Raw genomic sequence first — 15,197 nt, 5'->3', positions numbered from 1 at the left:
ATGCGAACAGACTGCGGATGCGGCTGCGGTGGCGACGCCACCTCGACCTCCGCCTTCGTACGTCCTCGCTTCTTCGCAGGACAACTGCTGACCGAGGACGACCTCAGCCTGCTGGTCGAGTACACGACGGCGAAGAGCAGACTGCACAACCGGTCCCTGTACGGGCCGGGAGTCATCTGCGGCCTCGCCGTCAGCTGCGACCCGTGCGGCGGCGGAACGGTGGCGGTCCACCCCGGACACGCGCTGGACTGCGCCGGAAACGACATCGTGGTGCCCTGCACCGAACGGGTCGACGTACGGGCACTGGTGCGGGAGCGGCGCATCAGCGCCCTGGGCGTGGACTGCGGGGAAAACTGCGACAACGACGCCGACGACGGCGGGCGGCGTTACGGGCTGTATGTGCGCTACCAGGAGTCTCCCGTCGAGCCGGTGGCCCCGTACGCCACGGAGGAGCCCTGCCCCTCGCCGGGATGCGTGCCCTCCAGGATCCAGGAGGGGTTCCGCTTCGTCGTCGGACCCGACGATGTCGAGGACCACCGCCACAACCCCGGCACCCGGCTCCTGGCGAGCCTCGGCGACCTCGCGCGGGCCGACCGGGCCCGCATCCGCGACCGGCGGCTCGGCATGTACGTCGACGCCCTCCTCGTCGCGTCGCTCGGCACGGGCCGGACCTTCCGCTTCGACGCCGCCGACGCGCGGCGGTACGCCGCCGCCTTCGCGTGGCTGCGCGCGAACGCGGGCGGGGAGGGGCCGCCGCCCCCGCCGACGGCCCGTGAGATGACCGAGCACGTACGCGCACTGGCCGCCGCCGTCGCCCGGTTCGACACCTACGACCAGGCCGGGCGGGAGCAGCTGGGACGGGACTACCCGGACCTCGCCACGGTGCGGGAGGCCCGCGGCGTCCTGGGCACCGCGTGCGAACGGCTCAGGGGCGCCGACCTGGAAGCGGTGTGGCCGGACCCGCTGCGCCGCACCATCGCCCGCGCCGCCGTCACCGAGACCGCGGCCCGCGTCGTACCGGAGGGCGGCGACCCGGACGCCGCGCTGGAAGTGCGCATGCTGGCCCAGGGCACACCGCTCGGCCACGCGCTGCGGGTGGAGTTCCGCGCCGATATCGGCCTGATCCGGGAGTGGCTGCTCGGCCGGCTCGACCAGGCCGCCGACCTCGCCGACTGCGCGCTGCGCACGGAAGTCGCCGCCGTCGACGTACCGCCGCCGCTGCCGCCCCCGCCGCCGGACAGCACCGAGAAGGCGACCGTCGCCGAGGTGCAGCAGCTCGCGGAGGCGGCCGCGGCGCTGGGCACCGCGGTGCGCCGGTTGCTGACCGACGCCGCATGCGCCACCCTGAACCCGCCCTGCGGGGACAGCGCCGACACCGACGTCCTGCTCGCGCATCTGGAGCTGGACGGCTGCGATGTCGTACGGGTCTGCTCCGCCACCCGGGAACAGGTGCTGCCGGGCGGATCGGCGTACGGCGAGTGGCTGCCCAAGCTCTACCGGCTGCGGGAGCTCGCCGAGCGCGTGTGCTGCCGCCCCCTCCCCGCGTACCAGAGGCCGACGCTCCCGACGGAGGGCCCGGTGGCGCGCCCGTACGCCGAGGGGCTGCTCGGCGACTGGCCGCGCACCGGGGACCTGGAGGAGATGCTGTCCCTGCTGCTGACCCCCGCACCCGGCGAGACGCCGCCCAAGGCGCTGCACGAACAGGTCTATACGACCCCCAGCGAAGTCACCGACAGCATGCAGGAACTGGCCAGGCTCAGGACGCAAGTCTCCGACCTCACCGCCGCCCTGGAGGGGCTGCGCGCCCAGATGAGCAGCGCGCAGACGCAGGTGACCCATCTGGCGGAGCAGCTGCCGGAACGGCTCGGGCCCCGCCTCGCGGAGCTCGAAGGCGCACCGGACGAGGCACCAGCTGAGGCCGCCCAGGCGTCGGACCAGACGGACGAGCCCGCCAAGCCCTCGGCGCCCCCGGCCAAGCGCGCCCGTGCGCCCCGTACCCGGAAGTCCGGTGAGACGCCATGACGGGCCCCCTGCGCCCCGCCTTCCACGAGGGCCAGGTGCTGGCCGCCGCGGACCTGACGGCCGCGGTGGAGCACGCCCGCGGCCAGTCCGCCCGGCACGCGCGCCATCTGCACGAATGGGGCATCGTGGAAGGGCTGGGCCTGGCCACCGAGAACCGCACCGACCCGCTGACCGGTGTCCGCCATGTCGAGGTGAGCGTCGCGGCGGGGGTCGCCCTCGACGGGACCGGCCGCGAGGTGGTCGTCACCGACCCTGCCGTGCTGCGCGAGAGCGACTTCGAGGAGGTCAACGGCGCGGACCAGCCGACCGACGAGCCCTACCCGGTCTTCCTCACCGCCGCCGACCGGGAACCGGCCCAGCGCCCCGGGCCGGTTTCCTGCTCCGGGAGCGCCACGAAGACCCGCGTGGAGGAGTCGTACCAGATCCTCTTCGGGCGCCTGGGCGACGAGCGGCTGGTCGAGGAGCAGCAGCCGCCCGCGATCGGCGATCCGCCGGCAGATCCGCCCGCCCGCTGGCTGATCCTGCTGGGTTACGTCCGCTGGACCGACGGCCACTTCAGCGGCGTCGAGACCACGGTGCGTGGGGTCGCGGTGCGCTTCGCGGGCGTGCGCGCGGACACCGTCGTGGCCCGGTCGGGCGCGTTGACCCTGCGGACGGCCCCGGCGGCGCAGGAGGGCAAGCCCGCGCTCGTACTGTCCGGTGGTGACCAGCCGAGCCTGGTCTTCGGCCTCTACCAGGGCGGTGGCGCGGTCGCTCCGCTGATGACCTTGGCCGCCAACGGCAACCTGGCGATCGCGGGCAGCTTCAGCGGCCGGATGCCGGCCGGCAGCACGCTGGTGGCCTCCGGGACGGCCACCGACGGGATGCTGCTGCCGCTGCCGTCCGGCGTCACCCCGGAACAGGTCGCCGACGGCCGCGTGGTGATCCATGTCCAGCTGACCCCGCGCACTCCGCCCCTGGCGGACACGACCTTGTACAGCCCGGTGGAGGCCACCGTGGACGGCGACCGGCGGGTCCGCTGCCGGATGCGGCTGTACGACCCCCTGGCGACCCCGGCCAAGGTCGTCGAACAGCCCGGGGCGGTCGACTTCCTCGTCCTGGCGACGGTCGCGGCAACGAACGGCGGTGGCTGACGATGGCTCTTTCCGTGGTGTACGCGGTCGACACCGGTCATGTCGTGGGTGCGCTGGCCCTGACCGGCGCCGGTGCCCCGCCCGATGTGGCCGCCCTGGTGGGACGCGCGCTGCCGCTGCGCGTCTCCGTGGGTGAAGGCCGTATCGCGACCCTTCCGCTGAGCGCCAGGGACCTCGCCGTGGCGTCCGTGGACGATGAACCCGCCGCCCTCACCGCACCGTTGGACTTCGGGGTCGAGGTGACGTCCGACGGCAAACCCAAACCGGCGCTGGTGCGCCTCGCGTCGTGGACCGACGGCATCGCGCTGACCCAGGACGGGCTCACCGTCACCGTGAAGGTCGCCGTGGCCCGCCCCACCCCCGTCCTCGCCCTGGTCTCCGACGAGCAGGACACCCATGTGCTCGCCGGGGAGATCCCCGCCCAGCAGGCACAGGTGAAACTGCCGGTGACCCTCGTCAAGGGCAGTGTGCACGGGGTGCTGGTGCTCGCTGCCGGCTGGGTGGGCCACCTGGAGAAGGCGGCGGTGACATGAGCGCGCCCACCGCGCCGCCCGTCGGCCCGTCCGTCGGCGAGACCGGTGACATCACGGTGCACCGGTGCACCGTGACGGTGGTCCGGCGCGGTGGGTGGAGCTGGGGGCCCGATCCACGGGGCCTGGTCCGCCAGGTGGTGGATGCCCTGCCCGAGTTGCTGGCCGACCACTTCGCCGAGCGGCTGGCGGGAGACGGACCGGATGTGGAGATCACCGAGCCGCTGACCGTCACCGTCCGGCCGGGCCGGCCCGGAGGGTCCGGCCGGCCCGTGGGCGGCGGGCCGCCCGTCGAGGTGCACTTCGCTCCGGTGCCCATGGTGGAGCTGCCGGTCGACGCGCCCGATGGCGGCGCTGATGCCCTGTCGTTGGAGGAGTCCTTCGCGGCGGCGCCGGACCCGTGGACCGTTCCGAGTGCCGCCGCGCTCTTCGCCGAACTCGCCGAGCGCGGGGAACTGGACGCGCTGCTGGCACTGCTGCCGGACGAATCGGTGCGGGCGTATCTGCTCGCCCTGCTCGGCGTCGATGTCGCGACGGCCGCACGGCTGCTCGCCGAACTCGTCGGGCGCGCCCTCGCCGCGGCCCCTCCTCCCGCCGGCCCGCACGGCCTGGCCGCCGCCCCGTCCCGGCCCGGCGAGGCGCTGCCCCAGTGGCTGCGCGCCGCGGTCGCGGACGCCGAAGCGGCGGACCTGCCCCGGCTGCTCGCCGACTTCCTGGCGTCGGCCGACCGCGAGGAGGCGGTACGGCTGGCGCGGTCCCTGGGCCCTGGCGGCCCGTACGACCACGCCGCGGATGAGCCGCCGGATGAGCCGCCGGGGGAGACGCGTACCACCGACGAGGTCCGTACGACCAACGCGGTGCGCACCACCGGCGAGGTACGGGTGTGGTCCGTGCTGCCCTTCCTGCTCGCCGGGCCACTGGCGCGCATCGGGTACCTCGACGCCATCGGCCCCGCTCTGGCCGGTGTCGAACTGGCCGATCAGGCAACGCTGTTCGCGGCGGCCCTGGGCTACAAGGTGCTGGGCGTGACCGCACGCGGCTGGCGCCGCGCCGACCGGGACAGCGAAGCCGCGGCCGCCTTCGCCGGCCTCCAGCCACCCGTCGCCGAGGAGCGGCTGGCCGCCTTCGCCCGCCAGGTGTGCCCCGCGCTCCCGGTCCTCGACGGCGTCCTGGCGCTGTCGGTGTGCCGCGGCCACGACCCCGCCGACCCGCTCCTGATCACGGGGACGGACCAGGGGCTGCTCCTCTTCGACGCCCACGGCATGTTCCCGATCGCCTGGGCCGCGCAAGCCGCCGGGCTGCTGCCGTACTGGCAGATGTGCGGGCACCCGCCCGTACTGCTCTGCGACGGCCCCCTGCCCCCCGGCACCCTGTGCGATCTGGCCGCGGCCGGTGTGCCGTTCCTGACCGGCGTACGGCCGCTGCGCGGCGATCCGGTGGCGCGGCTGCCCTGGCGCACACCGCTGTGGACCGCCGCGGGCACGGTCCCGGACCTGCGCCTCGCCGCGGAACTCCCCGCCCACGCCCAGCGGTTCGCGGACCTGGTCACCGCCCTGGTCACCGAGCGCCGGGCGGTACCACTGGCGCCCGACGGTGGCCTGGAGCGCACGGTCACCCTGGCCGCGGCGCTCGGCCTGGCCACCATGGCCTGGACGCTCTGGCGCGACCGCGAGACCCCGGAACCGCTGCTGGCCCTGACCCGCTTCGCCGACCTGGAGGCCACGGTGCGCTACGAGCCCGAGGCCGTTCGGGTACGTGTCCCGATGGGCCGGCGCCACGCGGACCTGCTGCGCGGAGGTCTGCTCGCCGATGTGCCCGACGTGGTCTGGCTGGGCGGCCGGACCCTGACCTTCTCGGCCGGGTGAGCGCCATGGGCGAACCGGCGGTCGAGCATCTACGACTGAGGCTGGCGGGCCTGCACCAAGCCCTCAGGGCCGCCGTCGAGCGCCAGGCCGGGCTCGCCGCCCGGCTCACCCGGCCGGACCTCACGCCGTACTGCGTGACCGACGAACAGGTCGATGTGCTGCTCGGCGAGGTGCACGCCTTCAACGACACCATGGCCGAGCCGTATGTGCCCCGGCCGACGGAGCCGGAAGCGGAACGGGACCTGAGGCGGCGCGTGTCCGCCGAGGGCACGACCCTGCCGCTGGACGCGCTCGCCACCCGCTTCGGCCTCACCCGCGCCGAACAGGACGCGCTGCTGCTGGCCGCGGCGGTCGAACTGGACCGCGGCTACGAACGGATCTACGCCTACATCGTGGACAACCTGAACCGGCGGCTGCCGAGCGTGGAACTGCTGGTGAGCGTGGGCGCGCAGGGCGCGGCGGCCCGCCTCGCCCTGCGCCGCGCCCTCGGCCCGGCCGGGCCGCTGCGCCGGTACGGTCTGCTGCGCGCGCACGGCGAGGCCGCGGTCGGGCTCGCCCAGGAGCTGGTCCTCGGCCCCGGGGTGCTGGACTTCCTGCTGGGCTGGGGCGGCGACGTCGGCTTGCTGGGCCACGATCCCGGCGAGGTCGCGCCGCCGGAGCCGCGCGTACTGTCCCCGTATCTGTCCTCGGACCGGCTCACCCGGCTGGGCCGGGCGCTGGGCTCCGGTGACATCGACCTGGCCGGGCTGTGGGGCTGCCCGCCCGACGGCCAGCTCGACGCCGTACAGGCGCTGGCCCGCGCCGCGGGAGCGCCGCTGCGGACCCTGACCGCCGATCCCGAGGCCGACCCCCAGGCCGAGCTGCGGACGGCCGCCGCGCTGGGTGCGGTGCTGTGGATCCCCACCGACGATCTGCACGGCGAGCCACAGCGGCAGCGCGCCGCCGCGGTGTCCGCCGCGCTGCCGCGCTCGCGGGTGCCGGTGTGCCTGACCGGTCTGAAGCCCTGGCGCCCGGCGGGCCTGCTCGCCACCCGCGCTTACGCCGAACTCACCGTCCCCGTCCCCGGTTTCACCGACCGCCGGGCGATGTGGTCGGCCGCGCTCCCGGACCTCGACACAACCCTCCTCGAAGACCTCGCCGTCCGTTACCGGATGAGCGGCGGCGAACTGCGCGCCGTCGCCGCGGTCGCCGACGCCGGAGCACGCCTGGCCGGGAACGGACACCCGCAGCCGGTCGCCGACCACGTCGAACCCGCCATCGCCACCGTCACCCGCGGCCGCAGCGGCAGCGCCGTCCACTCGATCGTCCCCCGGCGCACCGCCGACGACCTGGTCCTGCCCGATGTCCAGTTCCGCCAGATCCTGGAGATCGCCTCCGCCTTCCGCGCCTGGCCCCGGATCGCCGAGAGCTGGGGCTTCGCCCGGCGCGCGGGACACGGCGGGGTCAAGGCGCTCTTCACCGGGGAGCCCGGCACCGGCAAGACCATGTCCGCCGAGATCGTCGCCGGCATGCTGGGCCTGGAACTGCTCAAGGTGGACCTCGCCCAGGTCGTCTCCAAATGGGTGGGGGAGACGGAGAAGAACATGGAGACCGCGTTCCGGCAGGCCGAGGAGAGCCATGCGGTGCTGCTCTTCGACGAGGCCGACGCCCTGTTCGGCAAGCGCGGCGAGGTCAAGCACGGCACCGACCGGTACGCCAACCTGGAAGTCGGCTATCTGCTGCAGCGCCTGGAGGCCAGCGACGGCCTGGTGATCCTCACCAGCAACCTCAAGGACAACATCGACCCGGCGTTCACCCGGCGCTTCCACTTCGTCGTCCACTTCCCCCGCCCGGCCGCCGCCGAACGCCGCAGACTGTGGCGCCTCGCCTTCCCCGAACAGGCCCCGCTCGCCCCCGATGTGGACCTGGACGCCCTGGCCCGCCTGGACATGACGGGCGCCGCCATCACCGCGGCGGCCCGCGCGGCGGCCCTGGCGGCGGCGGACGGGGGCGGCCCTACGATTGCCATGCGCCATGTCGTACGGGGTGTGGCACGCCAGTTCCAACGCGAGGCCCGGCTGCTCCGCCCGGCGGAACTCGGCCCGCACGCCCATCTGCTCGACGACGCATCCCAGGGGTGACACCGATGCTGCCCACCGAACCCCCGCTCTCCCTGCACCGCCTCCTGGCCCCGGTCCCCCCGGCCCGCACCCAGGACACGGCGACGGCCACCCGCCACGCGCCTGCCCCGAGCCCGGCACCGACTCCTGCTCCGGCGTCCGTGAGCAATGCGACGGTGGCCCGCGCAGCGCACCCTCCGGCCACGGTGGGGTCCTCGCTCCTGGCAGGTCAGGACCAGTCGGGGAACGCGGCCGTGGCCCATGCCGCGCTGCGGGCGGTGCCGGGCGCGGTGCCGCTCATGGCGCCCGCGCCGCAGGCCACCACTTTGGGGCCGTGAACTCCTTCAGCTGCCCCCGCGCGAGGCGGCCCGGCGCTGGAACCCCTCGATCATCGGGACCAGTTCGCGGATCTCGGCCACGGTCTCCTCGTCGACCGGGTCGGTCCGCACGTTCGCGGGGTCCCATGACTCGTTCTCCAGCCAGTCGACGTACTGCGTGTGGTGCTCGCGCAGGACGGCGAGCAGGGAATCGCCGCAGCGTTCGACTTCGTTGTGCGGCTCGACGTCCTTCCAGATCCCGAAGACGGTCGTCCGGCCCGCCCCGAGTTCGGCGAGGCTGTAGCAGTGCACCCGGCCGCCGTGCTCGAGGTTGACGTTGACGCCGAGGAACAGGGGGACCAGGTCCGGGTCGCGGATGAAGAGCTTGCGCGTGATGTCCGCCATCGGGTCGGGCCGCTCCGACGGACCACCGCGATCGGGGGGTACGGCCAGCCGCCAGGGCAGCGAGGGGAAGTCCACCATGAGGTCCAGGGAGTGGGGGCCCGCGTCGGCGAGCACGAAGAACTCCTCGGGGAAGCCGACGCCGTAGCACTCCCGTACCACCTCCTGGGGCCCGAGTCCCTGCGTGTAGAGGGCCCTGGCCAGGCTAGCCATCGACGCGTAGTCGTCGCGTGACGACTCGGCGCGCAGACGCCGCAGCGCGTCCTCGGTCACTCCGGCCCCTCTCCGGTCCGCTCGGCCTCCATGATGCTCCTCAGCAGCGGGGCGAGCTCGCCCCAGACATTCTTGAGCGCGTCGGCGGTCAGCGCGGTGATGATCCGGCGCGTCACCTTCCGGGCCTGCTCGACCACCTGCCCGGCCTGCGGCGTGCCCGCCTCCTCCAGAGTCTGGGCCAGGTGCTTGGCGTCCTCTCTGAGCTTCTTGGCGCGTGCCCTGATCACCACGCTGTGCACGGTCCGCCGAGGATCGTCGGCCATCAGCTTGACGACTTCTTCGACATGGACGAAGACGATGTCCTGCAGTTGGCCCTGGAGCTTCGCCCACGCCTTCCTGCTGACGCCCTGCGGCTTCGGGGTGGACAGGATGAACTCCTGGGCGAGCCGTGTGGCGCTGGCCATGGACTGCGACTGCAGTACCAGTGCGTAGGCCCGGTGGCTGCGGCGGGCGATCTCCTCCGCGCTCAGCTTCGGATCGAGACCTTCGCCGCGCTCGGCGCCGACGACGTTCCGCGGGGTCACGGAGAGAGCGCGCTTGTCGTCGCCCGGGGCCGGGCTTGTCGTGGTGCTGGCCAGGGGCGCGTAGACGATGGAGAAGCCGTCGCCGAACAGCTCCATCAGTTTGATCTTGAGTTTCCGGCCCTCGGCACCACCGATGGGGTACAGCTCACCCTGGGCCCCGAGAAGGCCCTGGGTGCGGGGATCCTGGAAGATGCCCGGGGAGCCTTCCTTGTCCCACGCCTTGATGAGCATGTTCGGCTCGGTCGGGTAGAGCATCTGCGTGTACCGCTTGTCGATGGCCTCCCGGATCGCCCGGTCCACCTGGTTGGAGAGCGTCGTCAGCTGGACGGTGCGGGGGTCGGCGTCCTTCTTCCAGTCGAACTTCTCGAAGGTGTAGCCCCCGATGGTGAGCAGCGGGTGCTCCCGCATCTCGCCCAGCACCTTGGTGTAGGCGGCCAGGACGCCCATCCCCTTGGTGGTCGAGACACTGGTATCGGCGTCCTGGCTGACGATGTGGACCTGCTTGTTGGCCTTGCTGAGGATGTCCACCGCCTTCTTCGTGTACGAGGAGCCGAGCACCTGCTGGCGGAAGACACCGTAGGGAAGCGCCTTCTTGTCGCGCAGACCGGACTCGTTCTTCTCGGCGAGCGCCCGCTTGCCGTCCGAGGTGAGGCCCCGGTACTTCGCGCGCACCTCGGCCAGGGAGGCGTTGCCCTGCTCCTTCCCGCCCTGGACGCGGACCCACCGGGGCGTCCAGACGAAGCCGAAGATCGCCGCAACGAGCTTCCTCGGCGGATTGACCATGCCGATGGCCGCGCTCAGCTCGCTCTTGTTCTTCTCGGGGTCGAGGCCCTCGAAGGCGTTGACACCGATGACGACGGCGGTCCTGGCCGCCGCCATGTCCTCGGACCCACCCCCGGGAACGTCCCACGCCGTACTCAGATACCGGGAGGCCACCGCGGGGTTGCTCTCGATCTCGGAGGGGATGGCCGCCATGTTGACGACAAAGCCGATGAAGGGGTCGTCGCTCTGCCCGGCGGGCCTGACCTCGTGCAACTGCGCGACCGTCGGACCGTACCTGTTGACGTCCATACGGCCCTGCGCTCTGGCGATCCGGAACGGGAACTCGTCCTCCGACAGGGTCTCGACCGGCGTGTCCTCGCTCGGGTTGATGGTCACCCTGATGCGGTACTTGCCCTCGGCGATCTTCTTGAGCTGGATCCGGGTGAGGCCGTGCCGCCGCTTGATCGGGCCGAGGCCGCGCCGCACCGACTTGACCGTGGCCGCTTCCTCGTTGAGCAGGTGCGTCGCGTCGCGTACGGCGGCGTCGAGGGCGCGCTTCTTGTCGGCGTCGGACCGTTTGTCGGGACGCTTCTTCGGGTCGGGCTTCCGCTTCGGCCTCCGCCGGTCGGGCCTGCGCCGCTGGTCCGGGCGTCTGCGCCGGCGCGAGCTGCCCGGCCGCTTCCGGTCCGGGCGGCGCTTGGGCTTCGGCTTGGGCTTCTTCCGGTCGAAGGCGGACTTGATCTTGGACCAGAGCTTCTTCACCAGGCCCACGATCTTGTCGATCACCCAGTCCACCGCCCGGTCCACCGGCTTGGACATCGCCTGGACGATCTGTTTGACGCGGGCGGCGATCCCGCCCACCCCCAGGATCGCGGCGAGGACGCCCAGCAGCACCGGGATGGAGCGGGCCAGCGCGCTTTCGATGAGGCCGGGTACGCCGCCGCTGCCGCCCCGGGCAATCGCGATGACGGCGTCGAGCACGGCGCCCACGAACTCGATGATCTGGCGTGCCTGGGTGACGATGAAGCGCACGATGTCGATGATCAGCTTCACCGCCCGGACGAACGCCGACGCGGGGTTGAGCAGCGAGATCACCCACATGATCCCGGCGACCACGATGGTCGGCGTGACGTAGGCGATGACCTTGTCCAGCAGGTCCTTCTTCAGGTCGCCCACGCGCGTCTTGAGGTCGTCCCACATCCCCGTGACGCCCCGCTTGCGGACCTCCGCGACCAGCGGCACCGCGGTCTCGGCCGCCGCGACCGCCGGTTCCATCTTCGGGACCTTGCGGACGATCCTGGCGCGGATGTTCTGCCAGGTCAGCCCGAGCACACTGGCGAGCATCCGCAGCACGCCCTGGACGTCGAACTTCGACGGCAGCTCGATACCCGCCTCGGCCGTCTTGCCCAACAGCCACGACAGAATGCCCTGTTGCAGATGTCGGCCGATGTTCTGCAGGAACTGCCGCAGACCGGTGCCGACCGCCGAGACCAGGTTGCGCAGGAAGCCGATCGGGTCTTTGAGGATCAGCATGACCGCCGACGCGGCCTTGGCGAGGACCGACAGCAGCAGCCGCTTTAGCTCCAGGATGGTGTTGATCACGGACTTGACCGCGTCCACGGCCTTGGCCACGAGACCCTTGTTCTTCTCCTTCTCCGCGGCGATCTCGTCGTCGACGGACTTGAGCGCATCGGTGTACTTGGTGGCGAGCGTGTCGACGAGCTGGCTGCCCTTGTCGTCCACGGACTGCGTGAGCTCATCGAACTTGTCACTGAACTCGGCCGCCGCCTGCTGCCCGATGGACCGCAGATCGGCCGGGAGGGCCCGTACCGCGGCCTGCAACTCGGTCCGGCCCTGCGCGATACGGCGTTTCGCCCGGTTCAGCTCCGTACCGATGGTGTCGGCGACATCGGAGATCACCTGCCGCATCCGGCGGACGTAGTTGTCGCGGGCCTCCTCGAAGATCTTGTCGGCCTCGGCGGGCAGCCCGGCGAACAAGTCCTTGACCCAGCGCGCCTTGCCTGTCCAGCCCGAGTACCGCCGGTCCTTGTACTCCTCCATCTTCCGCTTGTGCTCGGCGGTGAACGCGTCCCGCGCCGCCTTCTCTTCTCTGCCGAACTGGTCGTCGACGAGCTTGTCGAGGCCGTCGAGGATCGCCTCGACGTCCTTCTTCATCGTGTCGAAGACCCCTTGCAGGACCGCCGTGACCTGGGCCCGCTTCTCCTCGTCCCGGCCCTTGGCACCCGTCTTGCCCGCACCGACCTGCTGTCCGGTCCGCAGCCGCTGGGCGCCCATCGCGCCCATGGCGGCGGCGCCGAGCCGCTGCGCCTGCGCGGTGGCGGCGCGCAGCTCCTTCTTCTCGTGCCCGCGCATCCGGCCGGGGGCCACCTCGGAGTGCCGCTCGGCGGCCTTCTTCTCGCCCAGGGCGTTCTTGAACGCCGGCTCGTTGGACTTCTTCAACTGCACCTCGGTGACCTGCGCATCCGCCATTTGCCGGTCGACCCTTGCGGGGCCGGCGGACAAGTCGGTGGCCGACGGGGGCAGTTTGTCCGGTACGGCGTTCGCCGGATTCGGCGTGCCAGGGGTCCCGGGGGGCCGGTCCGGGGCCATCGGGACGACCTTCTTGGGCACCGCCGCCGAGGTGTCCGGCGGCGCCGCGGTCGTCGTGGCGATCTGCTCGGCCGAGTCCGCCCTGCCCTCGCCGACCTTGCCGCGCACCTCGGCCCGCACCTCGTCGGCCTTGCCGGAGTCGGCGAACTTGTCCGCCTCGTCGAGGTTCTTCGGTGCCTTCTCGGCGATCGCCTTCTCGACCGCCTTGATGAACGCGTCCTTGTCGAAGTCCTTCGGCTGGGCCTCGTTCATCTTCTCGGCGTTGGCGGTCTTGCCCTGTGCCTCTTCGTCGTCCTTGGGCGGCCGGGCGGCCTCCTGCGCGGCCCCGGCTTCCGCCTTCGGGGGCGGATGGGAGCTCGCCACCGACCGCTTCTTGCGCTGTACGTCCTTCTTCAGCGTCGCGAACTTCGGATCCGCGCTCGGGCCGGGCCGTGCCTGTACATCGGGCGCGGCGCCGGCGGTCGCGGCGGCCGATGCCGCCTCCGGCGTGTCCACTGGTGCCGATCGAGCCGCCGCGATCGCGCCATTGCCGACCATGTCCTGCCCGACGGGCGGCAACGGGGCTGATAGCGCTGATAAAGGCGGAACCGGCGCGGCCCCGTGTCCGCCGGCCAAAGCGGCCGTCACCGCCGCGTTGGACGGCGGGAAGTGAGGTCCTACGGGGCTGCGTACGTCCGGCCGGTCCTGAGTGGGGACAGGTGCCGTCTTCGCCGTCCTTGGCCGCAGCGCGAGAGCCTTTGGCGGTGGCATCGGACGGAACCCTCCCACGGCATGTCGGTGCCGACAGGAACTCGGTGTCCTGTCGACACCCCCGATGAAGGGTGGCAGCACGGGCGTGACGAGACCGTCACCCCCGTGTTCCTGAACCGTCTCCCTACGAGGCGCGACAGCGTATGGCGACGGCCTGCATCACTCCCCACGTGGTGATGCAGGCCGCCGTCACGATGGGAGCCAGGGCCTCGTTCCCGCGCTGCCGCGGCAGAAGTGACGCTAAAGCGGATCAGCGGGGCGGACAACGGTGCACGGTGCGCACCAAGTGGCCACGAGATGTGCACGGTGCGCAGTCAGCCCGCCGGGGGCGGTCCGGTGATGTGCAGGGCGTGCACCAGGTCGTGGATTCCGGAACCGGTGGTGAGCAGATCGCGGCTGAGCAGGTGTTCGGCGGCGCGCAGATGGGCCCTGACGGTGTTCCGGCTGAGGCCCAGGTGGCGAGCGGTCCGCTGGGCGTCCGTGTTCGCGTCGATCCAGGCGCACAGGGTGGTGTGCAGATCGCGGCCACGGGTGTCCTGGAGCGGGCGGAGGAATTCCCGTGCCCATGCGTGAGCGGGCTCGGTGCGCAGCAGTTCGTCCAGGGTGGGCGTCGGCCGCCCGTACGCATCGCCGGAGCTGCCCGAGCTGTCATCCGGCTGCGGCCCGGGGGACAGACAGAAAGCCAGGTCGAGGGCGGCCCGGGTGCGGACGTCGCTCAGGTCGAGACCGAGGGTCGTCTCCACCCGTCTGAGGTGGTGGGAGACGGTGTTGCGGCTGATGTCCAGCAGCCGGGCCACGGCAGATCTGGGGAAGGTGACGGCGAGCCGGGTGATGTCGAGGGTGGCCCTCGGAGTGGACGCCAGCGGTCGGAGGAAGGCGCGGGCCCAGATGCCCGCGTCTTCGTGGGGCAGCAGTGGCACCAGCGGTGTCCGGCCGAGGTAGGCGCCCACCCGCTCGGGCGTTTGGCGCGCCGCGGCAAGGGCGTGGAGGGCCTGCCCGTACGCCTCGGCGGTGGCGCCCAGCGGGTACGGGCTGCTGATGCCCAGCGCGTAGTGCGGGTTTTCCCGGACCAGGCGGCGCAGCACCGTGCCCTGACCGTGGGCCGTCTCGGGGCCGGCGTCGGACCCGTCGGCCACGTCGGTTTCGTCGGCCCCGTTGTCCTCGTCGGCATCATCGGCATCCTCGGCGACGAGGCAGATGAGGTGTTCCTTGAAGGCCGGGCAGTGCACCATCAGCCCCGTGCCGTGATAGCCCGACCCGTCCTGGTGGATCTGCGCCAGTTGGTCACGGTCCTCGGGGGTGCATTGCAGCAGATAGACGCGCAGCCGTTCGGCGTCCAGCAGCGCGGGGACGGCGCCGGTGGTCATCCGGCGGGCCAGCGTGAGATCCCCCGCCAGCAGGGCGCTGAACACGGCGAACCGCAGCTGCCGCGCCTTGTGCTGATAGCCGCGGAAGGTGGTGTCGGCGTCCTGTGCCCGGTCCAGGAGCGCGATGACGCTCCCGGCGTGCGAGACCAGCGACGCCGCGTCGGGGGTGGGCGCCGAGGTGCCGGCCACCACCAGGACCGGGCGTGGTGCGCGGGGGCCCAGTGCCTCCAAACGCACCTGAAGGGCACCGGCCTCGGTGGCGGCAGCGGCCATCTGTCCGCCGGCCAGCCGTGCGAGGGTGGGTTCGAGCGAGGGCAGGATCTGCCGTGGGAAGCGCGCGGTGGCCGTCTCCACCGCGCCCGCACTCCCGACCAGCGCGACATCGGCGTCGATCTGCCGGCTCAGCCAGTCGAGAACCGCCCGCGGATCCGCCCCGGTCCTCCGGGCCATCTGCCGCCGCACCTCGTGCAGCAACTCGTCCAGCCACCCGGCGTGCGCCGCCCGTGCCTCCACAGCAGTGTTCCTCCTCACCCCCCGCGGTCC

At 72.4% G+C, this 15,197-nt stretch carries 9 protein-coding genes; 6 read left to right on the top strand and 3 right to left on the bottom strand.

The annotated features are described in order from the left end of the window. From ACFV2X_RS02450 to ACFV2X_RS02425, 6 genes are read left to right on the top strand one after another with little or no spacing between them, the layout of a single operon-like run. Positions 1–2,022: a hypothetical protein gene (locus ACFV2X_RS02450; RefSeq protein WP_385610282.1), complete on the top strand. Its 2,022-nt coding sequence runs from the start codon at positions 1–3 to the stop codon at positions 2,020–2,022. After that, a complete protein-coding gene (locus ACFV2X_RS02445; RefSeq protein WP_385610280.1) occupies positions 2,019–3,155 on the top strand; it encodes a hypothetical protein in 1,137 nt (378 codons plus the stop codon). Before ACFV2X_RS02450 ends, ACFV2X_RS02445 begins: the two co-directional genes overlap by 4 nt. Before the next feature lie 2 nt (positions 3,156–3,157). Next, positions 3,158–3,688 (top strand): hypothetical protein, encoded by a 531-nt coding sequence (locus tag ACFV2X_RS02440; protein ID WP_385610278.1) that lies wholly within the window; start codon positions 3,158–3,160, stop codon positions 3,686–3,688. Continuing rightward, positions 3,685–5,550 carry a hypothetical protein gene (locus ACFV2X_RS02435; protein WP_385610276.1) on the top strand — a complete coding sequence of 622 codons (1,866 nt, stop codon included), beginning with the start codon at positions 3,685–3,687 and terminating at the stop codon, positions 5,548–5,550. Before ACFV2X_RS02440 ends, ACFV2X_RS02435 begins: the two co-directional genes overlap by 4 nt. A gap of 5 nt (positions 5,551–5,555) precedes the next feature. Beyond that, entirely contained in the window at positions 5,556–7,670 is a 2,115-nt protein-coding gene (locus tag ACFV2X_RS02430; RefSeq protein WP_385610273.1) for an ATP-binding protein, read from the top strand. A gap of 5 nt (positions 7,671–7,675) precedes the next feature. Continuing rightward, positions 7,676–7,987, top strand: coding sequence for a hypothetical protein (locus tag ACFV2X_RS02425; protein ID WP_385610271.1), 312 nt, complete (start codon positions 7,676–7,678; stop codon positions 7,985–7,987). A gap of 6 nt (positions 7,988–7,993) precedes the next feature. Here ACFV2X_RS02425 and ACFV2X_RS02420 read toward each other — a convergent pair whose 3' ends face one another. The 3 genes from ACFV2X_RS02420 to ACFV2X_RS02410 form a co-directional block, all read right to left on the bottom strand. Continuing rightward, positions 7,994–8,641, bottom strand: a complete 648-nt coding sequence (locus tag ACFV2X_RS02420) for a hypothetical protein (protein ID WP_385610268.1) — start codon at positions 8,639–8,641, stop codon at positions 7,994–7,996. Beyond that, entirely contained in the window at positions 8,638–13,032 is a 4,395-nt protein-coding gene (locus ACFV2X_RS02415) for a hypothetical protein (protein ID WP_385610265.1), read from the bottom strand. The genes ACFV2X_RS02420 and ACFV2X_RS02415 overlap by 4 nt, the downstream gene beginning before the upstream one ends. Before the next feature lie 569 nt (positions 13,033–13,601). Further along, a complete protein-coding gene (locus ACFV2X_RS02410; protein WP_385610263.1) occupies positions 13,602–15,167 on the bottom strand; it encodes a helix-turn-helix domain-containing protein in 1,566 nt (521 codons plus the stop codon). Positions 15,168–15,197: the final 30 nt, after the last annotated feature.

It is taken from the genome of Streptomyces sp. NPDC059679 (assembly GCF_042734105.1).
In the GTDB taxonomy this organism is placed as follows: Bacteria; Actinomycetota; Actinomycetes; order Streptomycetales; family Streptomycetaceae; genus Streptomyces.
Note: the sequence above shows the minus strand (reverse complement) of the source record. Positions and strands in the feature narration are given on the sequence as shown.

Bases quoted from the DNA above. Each gene is read 5' to 3' on its own strand.
- ACFV2X_RS02450 (WP_385610282.1), top strand. From the start codon at position 1: ATGCGAACAGACTGCGGATGCGGCTGCGGTGGCGACGCCACCTCGACC.
- ACFV2X_RS02445 (WP_385610280.1), top strand. From the start codon at position 2,019: ATGACGGGCCCCCTGCGCCCCGCCTTCCACGAGGGCCAGGTGCTGGCC.
- ACFV2X_RS02440 (WP_385610278.1), top strand. From the start codon at position 3,158: ATGGCTCTTTCCGTGGTGTACGCGGTCGACACCGGTCATGTCGTGGGT.
- ACFV2X_RS02435 (WP_385610276.1), top strand. From the start codon at position 3,685: ATGAGCGCGCCCACCGCGCCGCCCGTCGGCCCGTCCGTCGGCGAGACC.
- ACFV2X_RS02430 (WP_385610273.1), top strand. From the start codon at position 5,556: ATGGGCGAACCGGCGGTCGAGCATCTACGACTGAGGCTGGCGGGCCTG.
- ACFV2X_RS02425 (WP_385610271.1), top strand. From the start codon at position 7,676: ATGCTGCCCACCGAACCCCCGCTCTCCCTGCACCGCCTCCTGGCCCCG.